19 protein-coding genes, 1 tRNA gene and 1 pseudogene are annotated in these 24864 nt (G+C 68.8%); 10 read left to right on the top strand and 11 right to left on the bottom strand.

The genetic code is table 11. The features are described 5' to 3' along the window. Positions 1–196: 196 nt before the first annotated feature. From KO481_RS29740 to KO481_RS29725, 4 genes and pseudogenes are all read left to right on the top strand, one after another. Positions 197–561 (top strand): annotated as a pseudogene (locus tag KO481_RS29740) (IS3 family transposase); the annotation flags it as partial. A 51-nt stretch (positions 562–612) separates the two neighbouring features. Then, the gene (locus tag KO481_RS29735) at positions 613–1320 is read left to right on the top strand and encodes a hypothetical protein (protein ID WP_215917398.1); all 708 of its coding nucleotides are present in this window, start codon (positions 613–615) and stop codon (positions 1318–1320) included. A 180-nt stretch (positions 1321–1500) separates the two neighbouring features. Further along, positions 1501–1824, top strand: coding sequence for a hypothetical protein (locus KO481_RS29730; protein WP_215917399.1), 324 nt, complete (start codon positions 1501–1503; stop codon positions 1822–1824). Positions 1825–1836: 12 nt separating this feature from the next. Further along, complete coding sequence (locus KO481_RS29725) at positions 1837–2820, top strand: alpha/beta fold hydrolase (protein ID WP_215917400.1); 984 nt, start codon at positions 1837–1839, stop codon at positions 2818–2820. A 255-nt stretch (positions 2821–3075) separates the two neighbouring features. Here the strand turns inward: KO481_RS29725 and KO481_RS29720 are convergent, their stop codons facing one another. Both KO481_RS29720 and KO481_RS29715 read right to left on the bottom strand, forming a co-directional pair. After that, positions 3076–4542: an NAD-dependent succinate-semialdehyde dehydrogenase gene (locus tag KO481_RS29720; protein ID WP_245400880.1), complete on the bottom strand. Its 1467-nt coding sequence runs from the start codon at positions 4540–4542 to the stop codon at positions 3076–3078. A gap of 34 nt (positions 4543–4576) precedes the next feature. After that, positions 4577–4855 carry a putative antibiotic biosynthesis monooxygenase gene (locus tag KO481_RS29715; RefSeq protein WP_215917401.1) on the bottom strand — a complete coding sequence of 93 codons (279 nt, stop codon included), beginning with the start codon at positions 4853–4855 and terminating at the stop codon, positions 4577–4579. A 304-nt stretch (positions 4856–5159) separates the two neighbouring features. Between KO481_RS29715 and KO481_RS29710 the strand changes: the two genes are divergently transcribed. Next, positions 5160–5618, top strand: a complete 459-nt coding sequence (locus KO481_RS29710; RefSeq protein WP_215917402.1) for a UbiD family decarboxylase — start codon at positions 5160–5162, stop codon at positions 5616–5618. A 190-nt stretch (positions 5619–5808) separates the two neighbouring features. On the opposite strand, the gene KO481_RS29705 is transcribed toward KO481_RS29710, so the two are convergent. Next, positions 5809–5892, bottom strand: a tRNA-Leu gene (locus KO481_RS29705). A 382-nt stretch (positions 5893–6274) separates the two neighbouring features. On the opposite strand from KO481_RS29705, the gene KO481_RS29700 reads away from it, so the two are divergent. Both KO481_RS29700 and acpS read left to right on the top strand, forming a co-directional pair. Beyond that, positions 6275–15592 carry a type I polyketide synthase gene (locus KO481_RS29700; RefSeq protein WP_215917403.1) on the top strand — a complete coding sequence of 3106 codons (9318 nt, stop codon included), beginning with the start codon at positions 6275–6277 and terminating at the stop codon, positions 15590–15592. Between the two features lie 181 nt (positions 15593–15773). Then, positions 15774–16193 (top strand): holo-ACP synthase AcpS, encoded by a 420-nt coding sequence (gene acpS, locus KO481_RS29695; protein WP_215917404.1) that lies wholly within the window; start codon positions 15774–15776, stop codon positions 16191–16193. Positions 16194–16297: 104 nt separating this feature from the next. Here the strand turns inward: acpS and KO481_RS29690 are convergent, their stop codons facing one another. Together KO481_RS29690 and KO481_RS29685 are read right to left on the bottom strand one after the other, a co-directional pair. Next, positions 16298–16966, bottom strand: coding sequence for a Uma2 family endonuclease (locus KO481_RS29690; protein ID WP_215917405.1), 669 nt, complete (start codon positions 16964–16966; stop codon positions 16298–16300). A gap of 39 nt (positions 16967–17005) precedes the next feature. Further along, positions 17006–17638 carry a TetR/AcrR family transcriptional regulator gene (locus KO481_RS29685; protein ID WP_245400921.1) on the bottom strand — a complete coding sequence of 211 codons (633 nt, stop codon included), beginning with the start codon at positions 17636–17638 and terminating at the stop codon, positions 17006–17008. Between the two features lie 246 nt (positions 17639–17884). Between KO481_RS29685 and KO481_RS29680 the strand changes: the two genes are divergently transcribed. Beyond that, positions 17885–19141 (top strand): DUF7159 family protein, encoded by a 1257-nt coding sequence (locus KO481_RS29680; RefSeq protein ID WP_215917406.1) that lies wholly within the window; start codon positions 17885–17887, stop codon positions 19139–19141. Positions 19142–19215: 74 nt separating this feature from the next. On the opposite strand, the gene bcp is transcribed toward KO481_RS29680, so the two are convergent. Then, positions 19216–19689: a thioredoxin-dependent thiol peroxidase gene (bcp, locus tag KO481_RS29675; RefSeq protein ID WP_215917407.1), complete on the bottom strand. Its 474-nt coding sequence runs from the start codon at positions 19687–19689 to the stop codon at positions 19216–19218. A gap of 237 nt (positions 19690–19926) precedes the next feature. Here bcp and KO481_RS29670 point away from each other — a divergent pair, with 237 nt between their 5' ends. Next, complete coding sequence (locus KO481_RS29670; RefSeq protein ID WP_215917408.1) at positions 19927–20151, top strand: DUF3618 domain-containing protein; 225 nt, start codon at positions 19927–19929, stop codon at positions 20149–20151. 114 nt (positions 20152–20265) lie between these two features. Here the strand turns inward: KO481_RS29670 and KO481_RS29665 are convergent, their stop codons facing one another. Further along, positions 20266–20577, bottom strand: a complete 312-nt coding sequence (locus tag KO481_RS29665) for an excalibur calcium-binding domain-containing protein (RefSeq protein WP_215917409.1) — start codon at positions 20575–20577, stop codon at positions 20266–20268. Positions 20578–20717: 140 nt separating this feature from the next. Beyond that, a complete protein-coding gene (locus tag KO481_RS29660; protein WP_215917410.1) occupies positions 20718–21695 on the bottom strand; it encodes a pirin family protein in 978 nt (325 codons plus the stop codon). A gap of 60 nt (positions 21696–21755) precedes the next feature. Here KO481_RS29660 and KO481_RS29655 point away from each other — a divergent pair, with 60 nt between their 5' ends. Next, complete coding sequence (locus KO481_RS29655; protein ID WP_215917411.1) at positions 21756–22223, top strand: MarR family winged helix-turn-helix transcriptional regulator; 468 nt, start codon at positions 21756–21758, stop codon at positions 22221–22223. A 106-nt stretch (positions 22224–22329) separates the two neighbouring features. On the opposite strand, the gene KO481_RS29650 is transcribed toward KO481_RS29655, so the two are convergent. The 3 genes from KO481_RS29650 to KO481_RS29640 are packed head-to-tail and all read right to left on the bottom strand — an operon-like array spanning position 22330 to position 24612. Further along, on the bottom strand, positions 22330–22665 hold the full coding sequence (locus tag KO481_RS29650) for a hypothetical protein (protein WP_215917412.1): 336 nt from the start codon (positions 22663–22665) through the stop codon (positions 22330–22332). 13 nt (positions 22666–22678) lie between these two features. Further along, positions 22679–23422: a response regulator transcription factor gene (locus tag KO481_RS29645; protein WP_215917413.1), complete on the bottom strand. Its 744-nt coding sequence runs from the start codon at positions 23420–23422 to the stop codon at positions 22679–22681. Then, positions 23419–24612, bottom strand: a complete 1194-nt coding sequence (locus KO481_RS29640; protein WP_215917414.1) for a sensor histidine kinase — start codon at positions 24610–24612, stop codon at positions 23419–23421. Before KO481_RS29640 ends, KO481_RS29645 begins: the two co-directional genes overlap by 4 nt. Between the last annotated feature and the right edge of the window lie 252 nt (positions 24613–24864).

The following is a 24864-nucleotide window of genomic DNA, read 5'->3' as shown; positions in this document are numbered from 1 at the left end:
TTGTGCATCTGAGACCGCCTCAGCTGTGCTGAGTGCAAGCGAACCCGCCAGCCAGGCCCCTGCCTCCTCGATCCGGCGCCGTTGTGCTCAGCGCGCGGGCGAGGGGGCGCACGGCGGTGCTGGCGGGGTCGCGGGACTGCCTCGGCTCGGTTGACCGATCTAAAGAGACTGGTCGGTCTTCTCTGTGGGAGTGTGCGTCACCGTGCATCGCACCGCCGACGAGGGCAAGCTCTATCTATAAGTGTGTGCTGTGAAGGATCTGTGGTTCAGATCTGTGGTTCAACCGCATCGTCGGCTACAGCATCGACGAGCGGATGACCTCGTCGCCGGCGTGCTCGTCGCTGCGCAACGTGATCGCCCTGCGCGATCGGGCCGGAGCGATTGTGCATTCCGGCCGCGGCAGCCAGCCGGTTCCGGTCGCGGAACTCCTGTAAACTGTTGTCACACAACGGGCTACGCGGCTCGATGGGCCGCGTCGGGGCGTGTGGCGACAACGCCGCGATGGAGTCCTGGTTCGCACTGTTGCAACGTAACGTGCTCGACCGGAAACGTTGGGCGACGTCGTGAACCCCACCAGTCTGTACGCGACTCTTGGACGAGGCGGCCGGGCTGGTGTCCTCTTGGGTCGGCGCAAACGAGGTGGTCGCGGTGCACACCTGGATCGGGCAGTTGCGAGCCTGGACCGGCGATGTCACCGAGGCGTGCACGCATGTCACAGAGGCGCTCGGGCGCATAGATTCGACGGTCCGGGCGGGCACCGTGTGCTGGCTTCGTGTGGTGGAAGCCGACATCGCGCGGCACACAGGCGACCGCGAGGCGGCCCTGTCGCGGTACCGGCAGTCGATCAACGAACTCACGGCCTTGCGACTGGCGGGGCAGCCGTACAGTCACACTGCCAATGGTGCGGAGGTCTGGGGCCGCGCCGGGTACGCGATCACGCTCGCCGAAGCCAGTGAATACACAACAGCCGGTGCCGAGTCCGCCACGGCGAGAGCACTTTTGGATGGCCCCGGCTACCTAGAGCAGCACGCTCACCTCGGGACCGCTCACGCCGCCATCGCGCTTGCGAGCGGGCATCCTCGCCTCGCACTGACCATCATCGGCGGATGTGACACCCTGCACCCGGGACAGCCGAACCAATACCGGGTACCCGACGCACAGCGCATCGTCGACGCAGCACAAGCCACCCTGAGCTCGGACTCGGTTCACCGGGCCATCACCGCCGGACACGGCCTTACTCCGGCCCGGCTCGCCACCCTGCAGGGCTGTGCCGAACATCCGGATCCAGCCGATGACCCGCGAAGCCGAATCGCGTCGTAACTCGATCACTCGGATCGCGCCGCAGGCGAGTGCGTTCCACCGTGCGCCCGCGACCCGGGAATCCATACCAGGCCGAAGGCCGCCTGCCGCACTGGCAGTGCTTTGCCAGCGTATTGCCAGTACGGGCGAGCATTCTTGACTGCGCAGGATATGAATTCGTCTCTGGAAGGACCCTCTATCATGGCTGTTCTCTGCACTCTCGATGTACACGGCATCACCACCGAGCAGTACAACGCGGTTGTCGAGCGCATGGGTGTCGAAGGGCACGCGCTGGGCAGCATTTACCTACACCTGGCCGCGGTAACCGAGGACGGGCTGCGGATCATCGAAATCTGGGACGAGAAGCAGGAATTCGAAACGTTCCTCGAAGAGATCCTATTTCCGACCATGAAGGTGCTCGGGATCGAGCAGACCCAGACTGTCACCGTTTCCCCGCTCCACAACGTGTTCACGCCTCGTCTCGAAGAGCTCCCGGGTCTCAGCCGCATGACCCAGGTCCCCTGATAGGTGCTCAGTATGCGTCTCACGCTATTTTCCAAGCGCGCCTGCCTTCTGGTGGCCGCGCTGACTGCTGCCACGTCCCTCGCTACATCTTGCTCCGAATCCGCGCCCTCCACCTCCACCTCCACCGTATCGGCAGCTGCTGAGCCGTTGCCCGGTTTCCACGATGGAACAATCGATCACGACGGGATCGCGGTCCACTACATCTCTGGTGGCCATGGCCCGGCGATCGTGCTGCTGCACGGCTGGCCCGAAAACTGGCGAGCCTGGTCGAAGATCGCCCCCGGCCTCGCCCGGGATCACACCGTCTACGCGATCGACCTACGCGGCTACGGCGATTCCGGGTTGGCGAAATCCGATGAGGGTTACCAGGCGCTCGCGGTGACCACCGATATACACGCACTGGCGCAGCAGCTGAACCTGGGTCGCTTCGACCTCGTTGGTCATGATTGGGGCGGCGCGATCGCGCTGGCCTACGCGACCCAATACCGATCCGACATTGCCCATCTGGCCGTTCTCGAAGCACCCCCCAGCAGTGACTATCTCCATCTCGTGCAGACCAAACCCGATGTGTTCTGGTGGGATTGGCTGGCCAAAGGCCCCAAGGGCGAATTGCCCGAGGACCTGATCGCCGGCAAGGAAGCTCTGTTCTACGGCCACTTCTACGATGAAGCCGACGGTACGATAGACAGCAGCGAGCGCAATCAACTGATAGCTGCGCTGAGCAAGCCCGGCCGAACCCACGCGGCGCTCGAATACTTCCGACAGCAGGACGTCGGAGAAAGACAGGTCGACGACCTTATCGCTCGCGACGGCAAACTCACCATCCCGGTGCTGGGCGTCGGTGGCGAACACAGTTTGGGTTCGGCCATCGGCAATCTACTCAACCGCGTCGCCGACCACGTCACCACCGACGTCGTGCCCGGGGCCAACCACTGGGTGTTGGAGGAAAACCCCGACTACGTTTCTGCCAGCCTGCGCACATTCTTCACCAGCTGAAAACCTCGGATTCCCGGACCAGCGTGTGGCTGCCGATGCTCGGGTCGGATTCGAGTCCGCAGCGCCAGAGTTGTAGGGAGTCCATCAGGCCCGGGTTCACTGCTCGAGCCACCTCGGCTTCCGCGGTTACCCGCCCTCCCAGCGTGCTGGGAGGGCGGGTAACCAACGCGGACGTACGCCGGCGAGATCCGGTCGTCCCGCCCCGCGGCGACATCTGCGGTGAACAACCCGATTCGATCTCAGCGATGATGTCGCTCAGATACCGCCGAGGGCCAGGTACTTCATCTCGAGAAACTCCTCGATGCCATGGTGTGAGCCTTCCCTTCCCATACCGGACTGCTTCACGCCGCCGAAGGGCACGCTCTCCACCGAGATGAATCCGGTGTTGACGCCGATCATTCCAGCCTCGATGGCCTCGCCCACGCGCCATGCGCGACTGTTGTCTCGGGTGTAGAAGTAGCTGGCCAGGCCGTACTCGGTGTTGTTGACCGCATCGATCACCTCCGCCTCGGTGCCGAACCGGAAAAGCCCGGCGACCGGGCCGAAGGTCTCCTCATGGGAGATCAGCATGTCGATCGTGACGTCGGCCAGCACCGTGGCCTCGTGGAAGGTGCCCTCCAGGGCGTGGCCGCCGGCCAGCAGCCGGGCTCCGTGCGCGAGGGCGTCGGCCACATGCGCCCGCACCTTCTCGAAACCCTGGGTATCGATAAGCGGGCCCAGGTTCGAGTCCGGATCGGTGTACGGGGCTACCCGCAGTGCGGCTGCGCGTTCGGCGAAGCGGTGGGCGAAGTCCTCGTACACGGCGTCGTGGACGAAAAATCGATTGGCGCCCACGCACGACTGGCCACCATGACGGAACTTGGCGGTGATCGCCCCCTCGACCGCGGCGTCGAGATCAGCGTCCTCGAACACCACAAACGCGGCATTGCCACCCAATTCGAGTGTCATGCGCTTCACCGTTGGCGCGCACTGTGCCGCCAGAATCCGCCCTACCTCGGTCGAGCCGGTGAAGGTCAGCTGCCGCACCACCGGATTCGCACACAGTTCACCACCGATGGTCGGAGCTGCCGCGTCGTCACCGGTGACGATATTCAGCACGCCCGCCGGGACACCGGCCTCAACGGCCAGTTCGGCAATGGCCAAGGCGCACAAAGGCGTCTGTTCCGCAGGCTTGAGCACCACAGCGCAGCCCGCCGCGATGGCTGGCGCAGACTTCCGGGTGACCATGGCCGCGGGGAAGTTCCAAGGCGTGATCGCGCCGACCACGCCGACGGGCTGCTTCAACACCAGGATCCGAGTGTCGGTGCGGTGCGCCGGAATGGTCTCGCCGTACACCCGGCGCGCCTCGGCGGCGAAGAAATCGACAAACCCGATGGCATAGGCGACTTCGGCGCGAGAATCGCTGAGCGGCTTGCCGTTCTCGGCCGACAGTAGGACCGCCAACTCTTCGCTCTTCTCGGTGAGCAGCGCCGCCCAGCGATCGAGAATCTTCGAGCGATCCCTGGCCGTCCGCTCCGCCCAGGCGGGTTGCGCTGCTTGGGCTGCCTCGATCGCCCGCCGGGTCTCGGCTTCCCCCATCTGGGGGACCTCGGCCAGCACCCGGCCCGTTGCCGGATCGGTCACGGGAAATGTTGCCCCGGAATCGGATCCGACGAACTTGCCGTCGATGAGCGCCCGATCCTGCGGCACTACAACAGTGGAGGTCATTTCCACACTTGACATTCGTAACTCAACCTTCTGGGCATGGTGCCCGGACTCATTTCGAACGACGGATGAATCGGTGATGGGCCGCCAGCATTCGTGGGACCACGAGGTACACAGCCAGCGGTACGACCACGGCCGTCAGGGCGAGTGCGCGCAGCACTAACGGCCAATGACCGACAAACGGAGCCATAACGACCATGCCGATAGCCACCATCGGGAAGATGGCGAGCCAGGTGATCACGGCCCGGATGTGCACCGAAGGCGCCGGGGTGGGTGGGGTTTCCATGGATGTCACGGTCTTTCGAGACGACTGAGTGATCGTCAAAATCATGAACGGTCGTGCTGGCAAAGTACTGGTACATGTTTGCCAGCGGCGTCTGTCGCCTGGCCCGCCGAAGCGCTCGCCTCCAGGGCCGTAGCAGACTGGGTTCCCCACACCGTTCATCCACGGCAACGACGGCGGCCGCTATATCCAGACTTTCGGCGCCAATATCGTGCGCACACCGGATGGCTCCTAGACCAACTGGTCCATCAACCGAATGATGGTGCACGACAAGAACAATCTGGCCTGCCTGCTGCTACGAACCCAGCAGATCGGGATCGTCCGGGCGCAGTGGACCGCTGCGGGCTAGCCCATGCCGATCGCGGTGGTGCTCGGTGTCGAACCGGGACTGGCCGTAGTCGGCGGCATGCCGCTACCCGAGGGATTGGACGAAAGCCGCTATCTCGGAGCAGTATTCGGCGAGGGCATCGAGGTGGTGCCTGCCGAGACGGTGGACCTCTTGGTCCCGGCGACTGCGGAAATCGTGATCGAGGGCCACGTCTCGATCGAAGAAACCGTACCCGAGGGCTCGTTCAACAAATATCCCGGCTACAACGCCACCGAGCAATCGGCCAAGGCGGTGCTGCACGTCAGCGCGATCACATACCGCGACAACGCGATCCTGCCGGTGCTGGCCGCAGGCCCGCCGGTCGAGGCGGACGACACGGAGACGGGCACCGCATCCGCCGCCGAGATTCTGCACCTGCTACACGCGGCCGACCTGCCGATCTCGTCGGCCTGGTACAACCCCGAGGCAGCCCTGCACTGCTAACGCTGGCGGTGCGCCGCGACTGGCACGAGACCACCTGCCCCGATCGTGCCCCGTGTCCTCATCGCTGGTCGATCCTGGCGGATCTGTCAGAAGTTGTCGCAGTTGGGTGCGCATTTCCCAGGTCACCTCCGTGTGTTCGAGTGCGCTCGAACACACGGCACGCAAACCCGGCAAATCTGCCGGGAATCTGTGCGCGAGAGGGGACTTGAACCCCTACGTCCGTTAAGACACTGGAACCTAAATCCAGCGCGTCTGCCTATTTCGCCACTCGCGCGTGCTTGGTACGACCGTCCAAACTCTACCGGGCGCGATCGCCAGAGCGAAGCTCTGGATGGGTGTTTCGTACTCATGGGTAACCCCACCAGGTATTATAACGATTTGGTTACGGACAATGTGAGGAACCCTCGAGTTCTCGCCTGGAAGCAACCGGCCGGACCAGCGCGTTCAAACGTGAGGGAGGGTCATGTTCGGGGCCGTTCTTGTACGTACGTACGGAAATACTCGCGGGTAGCGGGAGGGCGCGGAGGAAACGTGAGGATTTCCTCATGATTTTGTGCCATCCTCGGCAGAGATCAGTCCTCAGGGCCGAGGAGTGCCTGTGCACGCCTGGTGGCCCTCTCGCGAGGCGAGCCACCACGAGTAGGAAGTCGAACGTCTTGACGATCAACGAGAGCACCGGAACCGGAGCCAGGGCCAACATTGTTGGGGGAGTTTCGGATACGGGAATCAAGTCGTCGCTGGTGGACCGTCTGCAGGCCGGGCAGCCCTACGTGCTGGCCTTCGGTGGACAGGGGGCGCAGTGGCTGGGTGAACTCGAGGAGATCGGGCGTGACAGCGCCCTCGAGCCCGAGCTCACCGCTCTGGTGAACGAGGCCGCCGCGCTGCTGGCGCCGATTGCCTCGCAGTTGCTGGTGGTCCGGCCGATGGGCTTCGACCCGATCGCGTGGATGCTGGAGGACGAGCTCGCCGATACCGACGCCGGCGAGGTGTCCGCCGCCCCGGCCCCCCAGGTGCTGCGCTCGGCCGCCATCTCCATGCCCGGGGTGTTCCTGAGCCAGGTCGCCGCGCTGCGCGCGCTGCGGCTGCAGGGGCTGGATCCGGCCGAGCACGCGCCGGCCGCGGTGATCGGTCACTCCCAGGGCCTGCTGGCCGCGCGCGCCGCGCAGGCGAACGGCGCCCGCGACGCGGAGCTGCTGGGGCTGGCCCAGTTGATCGGCGCCGCAGCGACGCTGGTGGCCCGGCGGCGCGGCCTGATCCCGGTCGGCGAGAAGTCGCCGATGGTGGCCGTCTCGCACGTGGATCCCGAGCAGCTGAAGGCGATCGTCGCCGAGGTCTCCCGGGACGTCGATCCCGCCGCTGCCGCCGTGGTGTCCATCCGCAACGGCCGTCGCCGCGCGGTGCTCTCGGGCACCGTCGCCCAGCTGGACCGGGTTCGTCAGCGCTGCGCGGAGATCCATGACGAGCAGACCCGCGACCGCGAGGCCAAGAAGCGCGGCGGCGCGGTGTTCGCGCCCGTCTTCGAGGATGTCGAGGTCGAGGTCGGCTTCCATCACCCCGCGCTGGCCGAGACCGTCGACATGGTGGTCGGCTGGGCCAAGCAGTGCGGCATCGAGGAGCAGCTCGCCGCCGACCTCACCCGGGCCATCCTGGTGGATCCGGTGGACTGGGTCGCGATCGTGGACGAGGCGATTTCCGATGGCGCGCAGTGGATGCTGGACCTGGGTCCCGGCGACCTGCTGAGCCGGCTGACCCAGGGCTCGCTGCGCGGCACCGGGGTCGGGATCGTGGCGGCCTCGACCCGCACTGGCCAGCGCGCCCTGTTCACCCCCGGCGCGGCGCCGGAGGTGTCCCCGGCGTGGGAGGCCTTCGCCCCCAAGCCGATTCGGCTGCCGAACGGGCGCGTGGTCGTCGAGACCGCGTTCACCCGGCTCACCGGCCGCTCCCCGATCCTGCTGGCGGGCATGACCCCCACCACGGTGGATGCGAAAATCGTTGCGGCCGCGGCGAATGCGGGCCACTGGGCCGAGCTGGCCGGCGGCGGGCAGGTCACCGAGCAGATCTTCGCCGATCGCGTCGCCGAGCTGAAGACGCTGCTGCACCCGGGCCGCGAGGTGCAGTTCAACTCGCTGTTCCTGGACCCTTACCTGTGGAAGCTGCAGCTGGGCGGCAAGCGCCTGGTGCAGAAGGCCCGCGCGGCCGGTGCGCCGTTCGACGGCGTGATCGTCACCGCGGGCATCCCCGAGCTCGACGAGGCCGTCGCGCTGATCGAGGAGCTGACCGAGGTCGGTATCTCGCATGTCGCGTTCAAGCCGGGCACGGTGGCGCAGATCCGCGCCGTGCTGCGCATCGCGGACGCGGTGCCGGACTACCCGGTCATCATGCACATCGAGGGCGGCCGCGCGGGTGGTCACCACTCGTGGGAGGACCTGGACGACCTGCTGCTGGACACCTACGCCGAGCTGCGCAACCGCGCCAACGTGGTGGTCTGCGTCGGCGGCGGCATCGGTACCCCCGAGCGCGCCACGGAGTACCTGACCGGCGAATGGGCTGCCGCGCACGGCTATCCGGTGATGCCGCTGGACGGCGTGCTGGTCGGCACCGCCGCGATGGCGACCCTCGAGGCGACCACCGCACCCGAGGTCAAGCAGCTGCTGGTGGACACCCCCGGACATCCCGAGTGGGTCGGCGCGGGCACCGCCGTGGGCGGAATGGCCTCGGGCCGTAGCCAGCTGGGCGCGGACATTCACGAGATCGACAACGCCGCCTCCCGCACCGGCCGCCTGCTGGACGAGGTCGCGGGCAATGCCGACGCCGTCGCCGAGCGGCGCGAGGAGATCATCGCCGCGCTGAACGTCACGGCCAAGCCGTATTTCGGCGATGTCGCGGCCATGAGCTACCTGGAGTGGCTCGAGCGCTACGTCGAGCTCGCGGTGGGTCTGGATCGCCGCACCGACTTCGACTGCGGCGCGGACTTCTCCGAGGCCATCGCGGATGCCACCCGCTCGGTGTGGCTGGACATCACCTGGCGCGACCGCTTCGCGGAGATGGTGCGCCGCACCGAATCCCGCCTCAACCCGGCCGACCGCGGCGAGATCGCAACGCTTTTCACCGACGACGCCGCGTTCGAGGCGCCCGTGCAGGCGATCTGCACGCTGAAGGAGCAGTACCCGGCCGCCGCGGACACCGTGCTGCACCCGGCCGACGTGCCGTTCTTCGTCGCGCTGTGCAAGACCCCGGGCAAGCCCGTCAACTTCGTACCCGTCGTCGACGGCGACGTGCGCCGCTGGTGGCGCTCGGATTCGCTGTGGCAGGCCCACGATCCGCGCTACGGCGCCGATCAGGTCTGCATCATCCCCGGCACCGTGGCCGTCGCGGGCATCACCCGGGTGGACGAGCCGGTCGGCGAGCTGCTGGACCGCTTCGAGCAGGACACCGCCCACACCCTCATCCGCGGCGGGGTGACGCCGCTGGCCGTGGACGGACGCCGCCGCGCCGAGGTCACCGCGGGCGTCATCGATCTCGTGCTGGCCGCCCCCGATGTGCAGTGGGCGGGGCGCACCACGCTGAACCCGGTACACCGGCTGGGCGATCTGGCCGAGTGGGCCGTGGACGGCCAGGGTGCGCACCACCCGCCGACCGGCGCCACCCTGGTGTCGATCGAGGGTCCGGACACTGACAACGCCTACGTCGAGCTCACCGTTCCGCTGCTGGGCGACAACGCCGTTCGCATCCGGATCACCGTGCCGGCCTCCGCGTACAACGGCGGCGCGCCGGTCATCGCGCAGGACGACGCCGAGGCCGCCATGTCGGCGCTGCTGGCGGTCGCCGCGGGCAAGTCGCTGCCGGAGGTCAAATCCGGTGTCGCGCACGTGAATGTGGCCTGGAGCCCGGACCTGATCGCCGACCACGCCGGTGTCACCGGTTCGGGTCTGCCCGCGACGCTGAGCACCATCGGCCGCACCGTGCCGGATGTGCTCGTGGGCGCATGCTGGCCCGCGGTGTTCGCGGTGCTGGGCGCGACCCGCACCGAGGCCGGGCAGCACGTCATCGAGGGCATGCTGGACCTGGTCCACCTGGACCACCGGATCGAGCTGACCGGCGAATTGCCCGCCGAGCACGCGATTCTCGCCGTGCGCGCGGAGTCGGGCGAGGTCGTCGACACCGATATGGGCCGCGTCGCCGAGGTGCGCGTCACCGTCGGCGTGATGCGCGATCACGGCCTGGACACCCCGACGGTGGCGACGCTGACCGAGCGCTTCGCGATTCGCGGCCGCAACGGCGCCGGCGAGCTGTCCGACCCGCCGCGCGCGGCCGGGACGGTCTCCGAGGAGGCCACCGACACTCCGCGCCGTCGTCGTCGCGACGTGACCGTCACCGCGCCCCGCGCGATGGCCGCGTTTGCCGCGGTGTCCGGCGATCACAACCCGATTCACACCTCCGCCAACGCCGCCAAGCTGGCCGGGCTGGGCAGCCCGATCGTGCACGGCATGTGGCTCTCGGCCGCCGCGCAGCACGCGGTGTCGGCCGTGGACCCCGAATCCTCGCTGCCCGCACGGACTCTCACCGCCTGGACCACCAGGTTCCTGGGCATGGTCCGCCCGGGCGCGGAGATCGACGTGCGCGTCGAGCGCGTCGCGGTGGACGCCGGTAGCGAGATCGTCGAGGTGTCCTGCCGGATCGAGGGCGATCTGGTGATGACGGGCACGGGTCGGCTGGCCGCGCCGAAGACCGTGTACGCCTTCCCGGGCCAGGGCATTCAGACCAAGGGGATGGGTCTGGACGCCCGGGCGCGGTCCAAGGCGGCCAAACAGATCTGGGAGCGCGCGGACAAGCACACCCGCGAGGCGCTGGGCTTCTCGATCCTGGCTGTGGTGCGGGACAACCCGACCTACCTCAAGGCCCGCGGCGTGGAGTACCGCCACCCGCAGGGGGTGCTGCACCTGACCCAGTTCACCCAGGTCGCGATGGCGACCCTGGGCGTGGCTCAGGTGGCCGAGCTGCGCGAGGCCGGCGCGTTCGTCGAGGGCGCGATGCTGGCCGGGCACTCGGTCGGCGAGTACAACGCCCTGGCCGCGGTCGCCGGGGTGCTGCCGCTCGAGGCGGTGCTCGAGGTGGTGTTCCAGCGCGGCTCGGCCATGCACGAGCTGGTGCCCCGGGATGCCAAGGGCCAGAGCGACTATCGGATGGCCGCGATCCGCCCCTCGCAGATCGGGCTGCCCGACGCCGAGGTCACCGACTGGGTCAAGACAATCGGCGATCGGGTCGGCGAATTCCTCGAGGTCGTGAACCTGAACCTGCGCGGCGCGCAGTACGCGATCGCGGGCACGGTCAAGGGTCTCGAGGAGCTCGAGGCCGAGATCGAGCGCCGCCGTGCGGAATTCGGTGGCAAGCGGGCGTTCATCCTGGTGCCCGGCATCGACGTGCCGTTCCACTCGACCGTGCTGCGCAAGGGCGTGCCCGAGTTCCGCGGCAAGCTCGAGGAACTGCTGCCGGAGAACCTGCAGCCGGAGGTGCTGACCGGCCGCTACATTCCGAACCTGGTGCCCAAGCCCTTCTCGCTGGACCGGGATTTCATTCAGGAGATCGCCGATCTGGTTCCCTCCGAACCGCTGTCGAAGGTGCTGGCCGACTTCGAGAACTGGGCGCAGCGCCCGTCCGAGCTGTGCCGCGTGGTGCTGATCGAGCTGCTGGCCTGGCAGTTCGCCAGCCCGGTGCGCTGGATCGAGACCCAGGACCTGCTGTTCGGCGATTCCGCCCGGGGCGGGCTCGGGGTCGAGCGGTTCGTCGAAATCGGTTTGGCCGCAACGCCGACCGTGGCGAACCTGGCCTCCAACACCCTCAAGCTGCCGCAGTTCGCCACCGCCAAGGTGGAGGTGCTGAACATCGAGCGCGAGGCCGGCGTGGTGTACTCCACCGACACCGATCCCGCGCCGGTGGACGAGCCGGAGGAGACTCCGGCCGAGACCGCCACCGCCGCAGCGACTCCCGCTGCCGCGGCCCCCGTGGCGGCCCCGGCGGCCCCGTCCGGCGGCCCCCGCCCGGACGACATCTCCTTCACCGCGGCCGATGCCACCCGCGTGCTGATCGCGCTGTGGACCAAGCTGCGGATGGATCAGATCGGACCGGTCGACACCATCGAGGGCCTGTGCGACGGTGTCTCATCGCGCCGCAACCAGCTGCTGGTCGACCTCGGCTCGGAGCTGTCCCTCGGCGCGATCGACGGCGCGGCCGATGCCGACATGGGCGCGCTCTCGGCGACGGTCGAGCGGCTGGCCCGCACCTACAAGCCGTTCGGTTCGGTGCTGTCGGACGCCATCGGCGACCACCTGCGCAAGGTGTTCGGCCCGTCGGGCAAGCGCCCGGCCGCGATCGCCGAGCGCGTCAAGAAGGTCTGGGAGCTCGGCGACGGCTGGGCGCACCACGTCACCGCCGAGGTCTCCCTCGGCACCCGCGAGGGCGCCAGCATTCGCGGCGGCGACCTGGGCGGGCTGGTATCCGGCGCGCCGGGCGACGGCGCGGCGGTGGACGCCGCGATCGACGCCGCGGTGCAGGCCGTGGCCGCGCGCCGGGGCGTGGCGGTCTCCCTGCCGGCCGCCGGTGGTGGCGGCGGCGCGACCGTGGACGCGGCCGCGCTGGGCGAGTTCACCGAGCAGATCACCGGCCGCGACGGCGTGCTGGCCACCGCGGCGCGGGTCGTGCTCGAGCAGCTGGGCCTGGCCGAGCAGGTGTCCGCGCCCGAGGCCACGCCCGACACCCTGGTTGATCTCGTTGCCGCCGAGCTGGGTTCGGACTGGCCGCGGCTGGTCGCCCCCGCGTTCGACGCCCGCAAGGCTCTGCTGATCGACGACCGCTGGGCCACCGCCCGCGAGGATCTGGCCCGGCTCTGGCTCGCCGACGACTCCGCTGCGGAGCAGGACTCGGTCCAGGGCTTCCTCGGCGCGGGCAAGGCCGTTGCCGCACAGGCGAACTGGTGGCGCCAGCGCGCGATGAGCGAGGCCCGCTCGGTGCTGGCCGGACGGTACGAGCGCATCGCCGAGGCCGCGCTGAGCACCGATAAGGCCGGCGAGTGGTCCAGCGACATCGCCGTGATCACCGGCGCCAGCAAGGGTTCCATCGCCGCCTCGGCCGCCGCGCGGCTGCTCGGCGGCGGCGCGACGGTCATCGTCACCACCTCCACGCTGAACGACGCCCGCCTGGGCTTCTACAAGCAGCTCTACCGCGACAACGCCCGCCGCGGCGCCGCCCTGTGGGTGGTGCCCGCGAACATGGCCTCCTACGCCGATGTGGACGCGCTCATCGAGTGGGTAGGCACCGAGCAGGTCGACAATGCCGGTGGCGCAAAGGTTCTGCTCAAGGAGGCGATGACCCCGACGCTGCTGTTCCCGTTCGCCGCGCCGCGCGTGGCCGGTGACCTCTCCGATGCCGGCGCCCGCGCCGAAATGGAGATGCGGGTGCTGCTCTGGTCGGTGGAGCGGCTCATCGGCGGCCTGTCCGCGATCGGCGCGGACCACGACGTCGACGCGAAACTGCATGTGGTGCTGCCGGGTTCGCCCAACCGCGGCATGTTCGGCGGCGACGGCGCCTACGGCGAGTCCAAGGCCGCCCTGGACGCGGTGGTCGGCAAGTGGCGAGCGGAGAAGTCCTGGGCCGCGCGGGTCACGCTGGTACACGCGCTGATCGGCTGGGTGCGCGGCACCGGCCTGATGGGCGGCAACGACCCGCTGGTCGAGGCCGTGGAGAAGGCCGGGGTGCGCACGTGGTCTACCGACGAGATGGCCGATGAGCTGCTGAAATCGTGCACCGGCACCGCCCGCGTGGACGCCGCGGCCGCACCGCGGCAGCTCGACCTGACCGGCGGTCTGGCCGGTGCCGAGCTGGATCTGCCCGAGCTGGCCAAGCAGGCGCGTGAGCAGGCCTCGGCCTCCGACGACGCGCAAGACGTTGCGGCGCAGACCATTGCGGCGCTGCCTGCCCCGCCGACGCTGAGCTCGAAGCTGCCGACCCCCGAATGGGGTTCGGTAACCGCGGATCTCGCCGACATGGTCGTGATCGTCGGCGCGGGCGAGCTGGGCCCCTGGGGTTCGGCACGCACCCGCTTCGAGTTCGAGGTCGAGGACAAGCTGTCGGCCGCGGGTGTGCTGGAGCTGGCGTGGACCACCGGCCTGGTCGCCTGGGAGAACGATCCCAAGCCGGGCTGGTACGACGTCGAATCCGGTGAGTACGTCGAGGAATCCGAAGTCGCCGAGCGCTACCACGACACCGTCGTGGAGCGGTGCGGTGTGCGCCGCTACGGCGACGACGGCGCCATGATCGACAACGCCGCGCCGCTGCTCACCTCGGTATTCCTGGACAAGGACCTGACCTTCGTGGTCAGCGACGAGGCGCAGGCCCGCGCGTTCCACGCCGCGAACCCGGAGCAGACCGTCATCGCGCCGGTCGAGGGCTCGGGCGACTGGCAGGTGACGCGCAAGGCGGGCACCGAGATTCGCGTGCCGCGCAAGGCCAAGCTCTCGCGCACGGTCGGCGGTCAGATCCCCACCGGCTGGGATCCCACCAAGTGGGGCATCTCCGCCGACATGGCCGCCTCGATCGACCGGGTGGCGCTGTGGAACATCGTGTGCACGGTGGACGCGTTCCTGTCCTCGGGCTTCAGCCCGGCCGAGCTGATGAGCTGGGTGCACCCCTCGCTGGTGGCCAACACCCAGGGCACCGGCATGGGCGGCATGAGCTCGATGCGCTCGCTGTACATCGACAACCTGCTCGGTGAGCCGCGCGCCAACGACATCCTGCAGGAGGCCCTGCCCAACGTCGCCCTGGCGCACGTGGTGCAGTCCTACGTCGGCAGCTACGGCGGAATGATCCATCCGGTCGCGGCGTGCGCGACCGCGGCGGTCTCGGTCGAGGAGGGCGTGGACAAGATCCGCCTCGGCAAGGCCGATGTCGTGGTGGCCGGTGGCTACGACGATCTGGGCATCGAGGGCATCGTCGGCTTCGGTGACATGTCCGCCACCGCGGACTCGGCGGCCATGAGCGCCAAGGGAATCAGCGATCGCTACTTCTCCCGCGCCAACGACCGTCGCCGCGGCGGATTCGTCGAATCCCAGGGCGGTGGCACGGTGCTGCTGGCCCGCGGCGACGTCGCGGCCGAGATGGGCCTGCCGGTGCTGGGCGTGATCGCCTTCGCGCAGTCGTTCGCCGACGGCGTGCACACCTCGATCCCGGCCCCCGGGCTGGGCGCGCTGGGTGCGGGCCGCGGCGGCCGGGACTCCAAGCTGGCCGCGGCGCTGCGCAAGCTGGGCGTCACCGCGGATGACATCGCGGTGATCTCCAAGCACGACACCTCCACGGGCGCAAACGATCCCAACGAGTCCGAGCTGCACGAGCGGCTCGCCACGGCCATCGGACGCTCCGAGGGCGCGCCGCTGTTCGTGGTGTCGCAGAAGTCGCTCACCGGCCACGCCAAGGGCGGCGCGGCGGCCTTCCAGATGATCGGCCTGTGCCAGGTGCTGGAGCAGGGCGTCATCCCGCCGAACCGCAGCCTGGACTGTGTCGACGAGAAGATGGCCGAGTACCCGCATCTGGTGTGGGCGCGCGAGCCGCTGCGCTTCGGAGACCGGTTCGCGCTCAAGGCCGGCCTGGTCACCTCGCTCGGCTTCGGCCACGTGTCGGGCCTGCTGGCGATCGTGCACCCGCAGGCGTTCCTGGCCGCGCTCGACCCCGAGCGGCGCGAGGACTACCAGCGCCGGGCCCAGCAGCGTCAGCTCGACGGGCGTCAGCGGTTCACCGAGGCCATGTGCGGCGGCGCCCCGCTGTACGAGCGCCCGGCGGATCGTCGTCTCGGCGGCGAGGGGACCCCGGCCAAGCAGGCCCGTCAGTTGGAGGCCGACGTGCTGCTCTCGGAGCAGGCGCGCCTGGGCTCGGATGGGCTGTACCTGGCCCAGGGCTCCTGCGGCACAGGCGAACTCGCGCAGTAGATGAACACCCGGCGACGCCGCTCACCAGACAGTGGGCGGCGTCGTCGCGCATTCGCACCGCGGCCCGGCGCCGATCCCGTAGGGTCGGTGACGGGCCGCGGCCGGAACCGACCCGCAAACCATGTGTTGCTGCACCACCCCCGCATAACACATCCGTACCAAGACAAGGAGCTTGTACGCCTTGACGATCCTCGGTATCGGCCTGGATTTGGTCACCATCTCCGAATTCGCCGAACAGCTCGATCGCGCCGGAACCACCATGCTGCGCGAGAGTTTCACCGCCGGTGAGCGCCGCTACTGTCAGAGCAAGGGCACCGATCCGGCGCGCAGCTACGCCGCGCGCTGGGCGGCCAAGGAGGCGGTGCTGAAGGCGTGGGCCACCTCCCGCTTCGCCCGCAGCCCGCAGATCGGCGACAACCCCTATCCGTTGATCGAGGTCGTCAACGACGCCTGGGGCCGGCCCAGCATCAAGCTGCACGGCCTGGCAGCGGACTTCCTCCCGCGCGTTCGCGTCCATCTGTCCCTCACCCATGACGGCGATACCGCCGCCGCCATGGTGGTCCTGGAGGATCCGGGCGAGCTGGCCGACCTGATCCCCTGAGATGCTGTGACGATGGTTCCGCTCCGTCGGGCCCAGGCTCGGGGCGGGGCTAACGCGGTCTGCGTCGCGTTAGTTCCTGTCTCGCGCTTTTACCGGGGACCGGCTCAGTATGCCAGGTCGGCCCAAGGAATTTTTATCGGGAACGGGTGCATTGTTTCGATTCCCTCGTCGTCATCGAATGTCCACTCTTCGGCAAGGGCATAGTGCGCAGAACGCAACGATGTAACGCCTTCGGGAAGGGCGAGGCTGTTCGGGAACAAGCCGAAGGCGCGCACGCTGCTGATATGTCGAGGATTACGGCCGAGCTCGACCTCCCAATACCAAGGAATCTTTCCTGCTGCGTATCGAGCCTTCTTCTCGTCGATCTGTCGCGGTGTATTCGCTGGTGAGAGAACCTCGCCCACCAGGACGACATCGTCTGCGTAAATCCAGTCGAATTCATGCTCGAGGCAGCGAAACACCATGAAATCCGGTGTTACAAAGCTCGACCTGTCGAGAGTGAGAAACACGTTGGTCTCGCCCTCGGCATCCCAACAAGGGCCCAGCGATCGGCGTGTGGCTTCCCGTGCCGTTGCTTCGAGCGCAGTGTTGAAACGTCGTGAATACCGCTGGTGCTCGGAAGGACCATGTTTGGCAAGGACCTCCTCGGCGATCCATACCGGCCGCCCATCACGCAGCTCGATGTACTGCGCGATCTCCTGAGGAAGCACCTTGAGCTCTTCCCAGGTCATCGTCTCGGGAAGGTCCGGAGACGCGAGATGCGGGATCGACATGGTCCCATGCTAACCAGCCGGACCGACACCTTCCGCGTGTCAGCCCTGCGGCTCGCGCTGCCCGCCCGACCGGGATTCCTTCTCCGCGACCAGCAGATAAGCCACCATCAACCGCTTGAGTTCCCCCACCGCGTCCTCGTGCCGCAGCCCGTCCTGCACGGAGAAATTCAGCATCGAATACACCACGTGCACCAGCACCTGCGCCATCATCGAGCGGCGGCCGCGGGGGGTGCGGGGCATCAGGGGGCGCAGCATCCCCTGGACGACCTCGGCGAATTCCTTCTCGTGGATGGTGCCGGTGGCCCGGGTGGACGGGGTGGACTGCATCGCCAGCCACACCTCGCGCCGGGACGGGTCGGTCATCCACAGGTCGGCCATGTGGTCGACGAATCGGTTCATGTGCCGCAGCCAGTCCATGGACGGGATTTCGCCGTGGAAGTCCGACAGCTCCCTGGTCACCGCGACCAGATCCTGGCGGTTCAGCTCACACACGATCACGTATTTGTTGGCGAAGAACTGGTAGAGCGTGCCGATCGGTACCTCGGCGCGGGCGGCGACCTCCTCGCAGGTGAACGACTCGAATCCGACCTCTACCAACAATTCTCGCGACGCCTGGAGCAACGCGTCGAACTTGCGCTTGCTGCGTTCCTGGGTGGGGCGGCGCCGGGGCATGAGTTCCTGCGGATCGTCCTGTAACTCCAACGCGGGGTCCGGACGTCGGTTCGACCTCGTTGCCGCTCGCGCTTCCACCACGCCTATCAGGCTAGCGGTAGCGACACGCTGATGACACGCGGCTGCGCCGTCGGATACCGGTTTTGTTGCACCCGGGTACCCATCCGGACCGCAAACCGCGACGAAGACATACCGAGTAGGCGTACCTCTGCGCACATTTCACCAGCACATCGAAAGGCGTGATCTGTGGTTGCTCGATCCGTGGTGTCCTTCGGTGTTTCCACCGAACGCGGCACCGTCCACGCGGTGGCACTATCCGACGACGAGGCCAAGCTGCCGGACCGGCTGGTCATCCAGCGCACATTCCGATTCGGCGGGGGCCGGGCCAACCTACCGCGGGCGGTCGAGGCGGCCCTGGAGGCCCTGGCCGACGAGATCGGCCCGGACCGCGAGATCGCCGGGGCGGCAGTGACATACCGCGATGCGGCCGAGCGCCGCACGATCGTCACGGGCCTGGCCGAGGGCCCGTGGCGCACGGCCTCGCTGGTGTCGGCGAAGTCGTCCCATCTGGCGCTGGCCCGGGCGATGCCGTGGACGGCCGAATTCGATCATCTGCTGATGTGCGAGGCGGTGCCGGGCTATCAGTGCTTCACGCTGATCTCGCCCGAACGCGATCGGGTGGTGACGGCGATCACGGGGACCGGCTCGATGGTCAGCGAGGAGACGATGCGTCCGGCGGTCACGGCGGCCCTGGATCAGTTCGCCGCGGCCGGCGTGGAGCCCGAGGCCGTGGTGATGATCGGTTCGGCGGCAAGCGATCCGGTGGTTACGGCCGCGCTGATGTCGGGGTTCGGCGTGCCGATCATCCCGAGCAAGGTGGCCGCGGCCGCGGCGGCGGTCGGTGCCGCGCTGATCGTGCAGCCGGCGTCGGTGGATCTGTTCGAGCAGGAGCGCTCGCGGATGTCGCGGGGCGTCGGGGCCCTGGTCACGGCGGCGAGCGTGCTGGTCGGCGGCGCGGTCGCGGGCGGCATCTACGAGGCGACGGCGGGCTCGCATCCGGCCACCGCCCCGGTTGCCGACGCCCGGGCCGCGGCGCAGTCCGACCAGGTGGCGCCGGTGGAGCAGCCCGCGCCGGAGTCCGAATCCGAGGCCGACCAGGGCACACGGGTGCGGTCTCCGGCGGCGAGGGCACCGGGTCGGCGGGCGAAGGTCCCAGGCACCAGCGAACCGACCACCGTGGCGTGGGGGCCGAACGGCAGGCATTCGCACGGGCTCGAGCTGGGCAACGCGGCGTCGGACCAGGCCGCGGGCACGCGGACCTCGGGTGCATCCGGTTTGGTGGTTCCCGATCCGATGAACCCGGTGGGGCCGCTGAATCGGTCGCTGCTGTTCAAGGGCGAGTCCGCGCCGCCGCAGCTCGGCTCGCCGCAGTTCGCCGGGTGGTGGGACAACCACTGGCGGATGATGGTGCTGTGGGCCGCGGAGATGATGCCGCGCGCCTGAGCGGGAGGTGGCCCGGCCCCGTCGAAGGGGCCGGGCCGCACTGCCTTTCGGCTCGGATTACACCGCTACCCCGGCTACACCGACAGGTCGCGGCGCAGCTTGGCGACGTGGCCGGTGGCGCGCACGTTGTATTGGGCGACCGCGATCTTGCCCTCCTCGTCGACGAGGAACGTGGAGCGGATCACGCCGGTGATCTTCTTGCCGTACATCATCTTCTCGCCGAAGGCGCCCCAGACAGTGAGCACCTCGCGGTCGGGATCGGACAGCAGCGGGAAGGTGAGCTGCTCGTTGTCCCGGAATTTGGCCAGCTTGGCCGGCTTGTCCGGGGAGATGCCGACGACGTCGATGCCGGCGCCGTCCAGCTCGGCCAGGTTGTCGCGGAAGTCGCACGCCTCCTTCGTGCAGCCGGGGGTGCTGGCCGCGGGGTAGAAGTAGACGATCACCTTGCGGCCGCGGTAGTCGGCCAGGGACACCGGCTTGCCGTCGGCATCGGGGAGGGTGAAGGCGGGCGCGGTATCGCCCGGACTGAGTCGAGGGTTCTCGGTCATGCCCAGCACGGTAGCTCACCGCGCCGACATGATCGGTCAGGGTGCGCCTCGCACCGGCGGGCCCGGAGGAGGCAGCGAAGTGTAACCACGCAGGGCCCTCGGAAGCGGCGCCATCGGACACCGCGGAGGCAGCGGAGCGTAACCACGTAGGCCCCCGATCATGTCGGCATGGGTACGGCCACGGATAGACTCGTCGCCAGCCAAGGCACGCCCTACCGGACGAATTCAGGAGATAACGTGGCGAAGGATACCGAGAGCATCGAGCGGGAGATCGAAGCCGCGCGTAACCGGCTCGCGAACACACTCGACGAGCTCGCGGTTCGGGCCGACCCCCAGCGGATCGCCGACAAGACCAAGCATGCCGTGCTCGCAAAGCTCAACGAGCCCAAGGTGAAGTACAGCCTCATCGGCGCGGGGGCCGTGGTCGTCGGATTGACGCTGTACCGGATCTTCCGCCGCTGACACGGCGCGATGCCGCCTAGCGGAAAACAACGGCCCCGAAAACAGCGGCCCGAAAACACAACACCCGGTGTGGCGCAATATCGCCACACCGGGTGTTGTTTGTTCAGGGCCGGATTACCGCGTCGGGCAGGCCATTCCGGTGTTGTTGGGGTCGAGGTACGGCGCGTAGCCGGGCTCGCCCTTGAACAGCGGCGCCTTACCGGCCCTGCGGACCTCGTCGCAGTTCTTGTAGACCGGTCCGCCGACGGATCCGGTCTGAGTCAGGCTCGACGAGCCGAAGGAGCCGATGAGGTCGTCGATGCTCGACGATCCGGTACCGGCCGAACCCGAGGGGATATTGGGTGAGGCGGCGAGTGCGGAGGGGGCGAGCGGGGCGGCGATGGCCATCCCCGCGCCCACGGTCACGATGAGCCTGCGTACGTTCATGTATTCCTCGTTGTATTTTTTGTATTTGCTGCGGTTGACGGGGCGGACCAACCGGCACTCCCCACGGTGCTCGGGCCGGAACCGCCGAGTCTACTGTTCTGATGGCGTGCCCTGTTGTCAACCGCAGCCTACCGGGGCGGCTATTCTCCCAGTCTTTTCCCAGACAGGTGCACCGCCGGGATCGTGCCCATGCGCCCGGCGTTGAAATCCTCGATGGCCTCGACGATTTCGCTGCGCGTGTTCATCACGAACGGGCCGTACTGGACGACGGGTTCACGGATCGGTTGCCCGCCGAGCAACAGTGTCTCGAATGCGCCGGACGGGGTGTCCTGCCGCTCGTCGGCGGTCACGGTGATCGACTCGCCGGGTCCGAAGACCGCGAGCTGCCCCTCCCGGATCGGCACACCCTCCGCGCCCGCGGTCCCGCTGCCGGACAGCACGTAGACCATCGCCGAATACGGTTGCGGCCAAGGTGTTTCCAGCCGCCCGCCGGGCGTGATCGAGGCGTGCGCGTACACGATCGGGGTGTGGGTCGAGCCGGGCCCGTCGTGGCCGCCGAGCTCACCGGCGATGATCCGCACCAGCGCGCCGCCGTCGTGCGAGCTGACCAGCGTCAGTTCGCTCGCCCGCAGATCCTGGTAGCGCGGCGCCGACATCTTCTGTGCGCGAGGCAGATTCACCCACAGCTGGATGCCGTGGAATTCCCCGCCCGCGATGACGAGGTCCTCGGCGGGCAATTCGTCGTGCAAGATGCCGGACCCGGCGGTCATCCACTGGGTGTCGCCGGGGCCGATGGTCCCGCCGCCGTCGTTGGAGTCGTGGTGGACCATGGTGCCGTCGAGCATGTAGGTGACCGTCTCGAAGCCGCGGTGCGGATGCCACGGCGCGCCCTTGGCCTCGTAGGGCTCGTAGGCGACCGGGCCCATCTGGTCGAGCAGGATGAAGGGATCGGCCGAGCGCAGATCGACGCTCGGGAACGGGCGGCGTACCTCGAAGCCCGCGCCCTCGCGCTGGCGGTGGGCGGTGGTGACGGTGCGTACGGGGCGCTGCCGCGCGGGCTCGGCGGGGCGCGGCAGCCGGGGGAGTACCAGGATATTGTCGACGGTGATGGCTGGCATGGCGCCCTCCTCGGTGCAGTTAGTGTCCATGTCAACCAATTGCTCGCTAGGATAATTCCCATGGTGCGGTGGCTCGACGACGACGAACAGACGACCTGGCAGGCGTACATCCGGCTGCGGCAGCGGATGGACTCCGCGCTCGCGGCCGGACTGGCGGGCGACGGGGTATCGGCGCCGGACTACGAGGTGTTGGTGGCGCTGTCCCAGGCACCGGACGATCGCCTGCGCGCAAGGGATCTGGGCGCGGAGATCTGCTGGGACAAGAGCAGGCTGTCCAAGCACCTGGCCCGGATGGCCGCGCGGGGGCTGGTCGAGCGCACCCCCGCCGCCGACGACGCGCGCGGGGTCCTCGTGTGCCTGACCGCGCACGGCCGCGAGGTGCTGCAGCGCGCGGCACCCAACCATGTCGAGCTGGTGCGGCGGCTGTTCATCGATGAGATGAGCGATGAGGAGGTCAAGGCGCTGCGTTCACTGGCGGACCGGGTGAGCGCGGCCGCCGAGGAGAGGTCCGAGGTCGACCTCGGATGAATGTCGTACCCGTGCGCCCGATACCGGCCTCGGCGCGGCGCGTGGATTGCCCGGGATCGCCGGTGGGCGCGTGTCCAACGCCCGGGATCGCCGGTGGCGCTGAGTGTTACCTCCGCGCCGGGCCGTCGTCGGTCCAGGGTTTGATCGGCGGCTTCACCCACAGGATCTTCTCGTCGGTGCGATCGCGTTGCGCCGCGGGATGATTCGGATTGCGGGCGGCCCAGGCATCCTTCTCGTCCAGCAATTGCGCGGCCGCGGACCAGGTTTCGCCGGTGCTCGGGGGATTGGTGTCCGCGGCCCGGGCCAGCTTGCGCCGGGCCGGGTCCGGCATGGCCAGCAGCTCGGCCCCGGTGACGCCGCGCTGCCAGATGTAGGCCGCCAGGCGCCGCGCCTTCTCGGCGCGGCCCTTGGCCGCGAAGTCGGAATGCGCGTAATCGGGCATCTGGGGCCGTATTTCAGGGTTGTGCCAGGCCATGGCGGTAGGCGTAGCGGACGGCGTCGGCACGGTTGCGCGCGCCGATCTTGGCGAAGACGTTGTTGATGTGCGTCTTGACGGTCGTCTCCGAAATGTAGAGTGCCCCGGCGATTTCGGCGTTGGACAGGCCCTGTCCGATCAGGCCGATCACCTCCGCCTCCCGCGCGGTCAGCCCGTCCGGCCTGGGTGTCCGGGGCTTCGGCGTTGCGGGCGAGGGGTTTTCGCCCGCGGATTCGCCGTCGGAGCGGGGACCGTGAGCCGACGGAGCTTGCGGAGTCGGTGGGGTGGGTGGGCTCAGCGCGGCCACCAGCCGCTGCAGGACGGTCGCGTCGAAACTGGACTGCCCGGCGGCCGCGGCCCGGATGGCCGCGGCGATCTCGGTGCGCCCGGCATCCTTGGTGAGATATCCGCGTGCCCCCGCCCGCAGCGCGCCCGCGATGGACGCGTCGTCGGAATAGGTGGTCAGCACGATCACCCCGGTGCCCGGATGCTCGGTGGTGATCCGGCGGGTGGCCGCCACCCCGTCCAGCACCGGCATGCGCAGATCCATGAGTACGACCTCGGGGGTCAGCTCGGCCACCGCGCGCACGGCCTCCTCGCCGTTCCCGACCGCGCCGACGACCCGCACGCCGTCGACCAGACCCAGCAGCGCGACCAGGCCCTCGCGCATGACCTGCTGGTCGTCGGCGACGAGCACCCGGATCTCGGTGCCGGGCTCAGTCATTCGGGTACCTCCGCGGTCACCTGCCAATCGCGGCCGTCGCGTCCGAGTCCGGCGGACAGGGTGCCGCCGACCAACGCGATTCGCTCGCGCATTCCGGTCAGACCGTACCCGCCGCCGCCGTTCGCCGCGCGGATTGCCCCCGCGCTACTCGCACCGTCCACGATCGGGTTGCGCACCGACAGGCGCACCTTGTCCGGTGTGAAGGTCAGCGCGACCGTCACCGGCGCGCCGGGCGCATGCTTGCCCGCATTGGTCAGCGCCTCGCGCGCGGCCCGCAGCAGCGACACCACCGCCGCGGAGGGCAGCGCCCGCGCCTCGCCGTCGACCAGGCACTCCACGGTCAGCCGGTGGTCGCGGCGGTAGCTCTCGACCAGCCCGCGCACCGCCTCGGGCAGCGGCGGCACATCCTCGCGCAGGGCGGCCACCGCGCCGCGGGCCTCGATCAGGCCGTCCAGTGCCAGGCGGTGCGAGCGGCGCACGTGGGTCAGGGCGGCGGCCACATCGCCCTTCTCGCTGAGCAGGCCCTCGGCGACCTCGAGCTGCACGGTCAGCGCGCCCAGCGAATGCGCCAGCACGTCGTGCATTTCGCGGGCGATGCGGGCGCGCTCGTCCAGTGCGGCGGCGCGCGCGTGTTCCTGCTGGGCCAGGCGGGTCTGCTCGAGCAGGAGCTCGGTCTGGTACGCCCGCAGCCGGTACTGACGGCGGTAGAGCCCGGCCAGCAAGCCGATGGCCCCGGCCCCGACGGCGGTCAGGATGTGGCTCGCCGTCAGCCCGGCGAGCAGGCAGCTGACGATCAGGACCCCGGCGGTCGCGGCTGCGATCGACAGCACCACCTTGGTGCGCACCACGATCTGCTGGGCGAGCAGGCTGACGGCCACCCACAGCTGGATCACCGGGGCGCTGACGTTCGCGGGGTCGGGCCACCTGCCCGTCGAGACGGCCGAGAGCAGCGCGCAGCCGATCAGGGCGCCCGCCGCCAGCCGATGCCAGTTGCCCTCGCACAGCGCGTACAGCAGCCAGCAGGCGAACGCGGCGCCGAAGGTGATCCACAGCCACAGCGGTACCGGGTCACGGTGGTTGTACATCAGGTTGAACGCGAGCAGTACCGTCCCGATCATCCGCAGCAGCGGGCTCGTCTCCGGATCGCTGCCGAGTAGCAGCCGTGCGTTGCGCCGTAGCGTGTGCGTCATCGCGCTCCTCGTGGATGGGTGCGCCCCGTATTCTCGCCGCCAGCGCCGGGATCGCAGGCATGGAAGGTGGTCGAGCGGCCGGGACGGTGAGCCGATGGAGTTTGCGGAGTCGGTGGGCGGGGGCAGCGCTGGGGCCGGGGCAGGATCGGGTGGACCCGTCGACCCTATGCCGCGCGCGCGAGGGCGTGGAACCAACCGGCGATGGAAGTCCCGAGGTGGACATCGGGTGTCTGGACCCCCGGGTGGAGATCG

Source organism: Nocardia albiluteola (assembly GCF_018860155.1).
Taxonomy (GTDB): Bacteria; Actinomycetota; Actinomycetes; order Mycobacteriales; family Mycobacteriaceae; genus Nocardia; species Nocardia albiluteola.
Note: the sequence above shows the minus strand (reverse complement) of the source record. Positions and strands in the feature narration are given on the sequence as shown.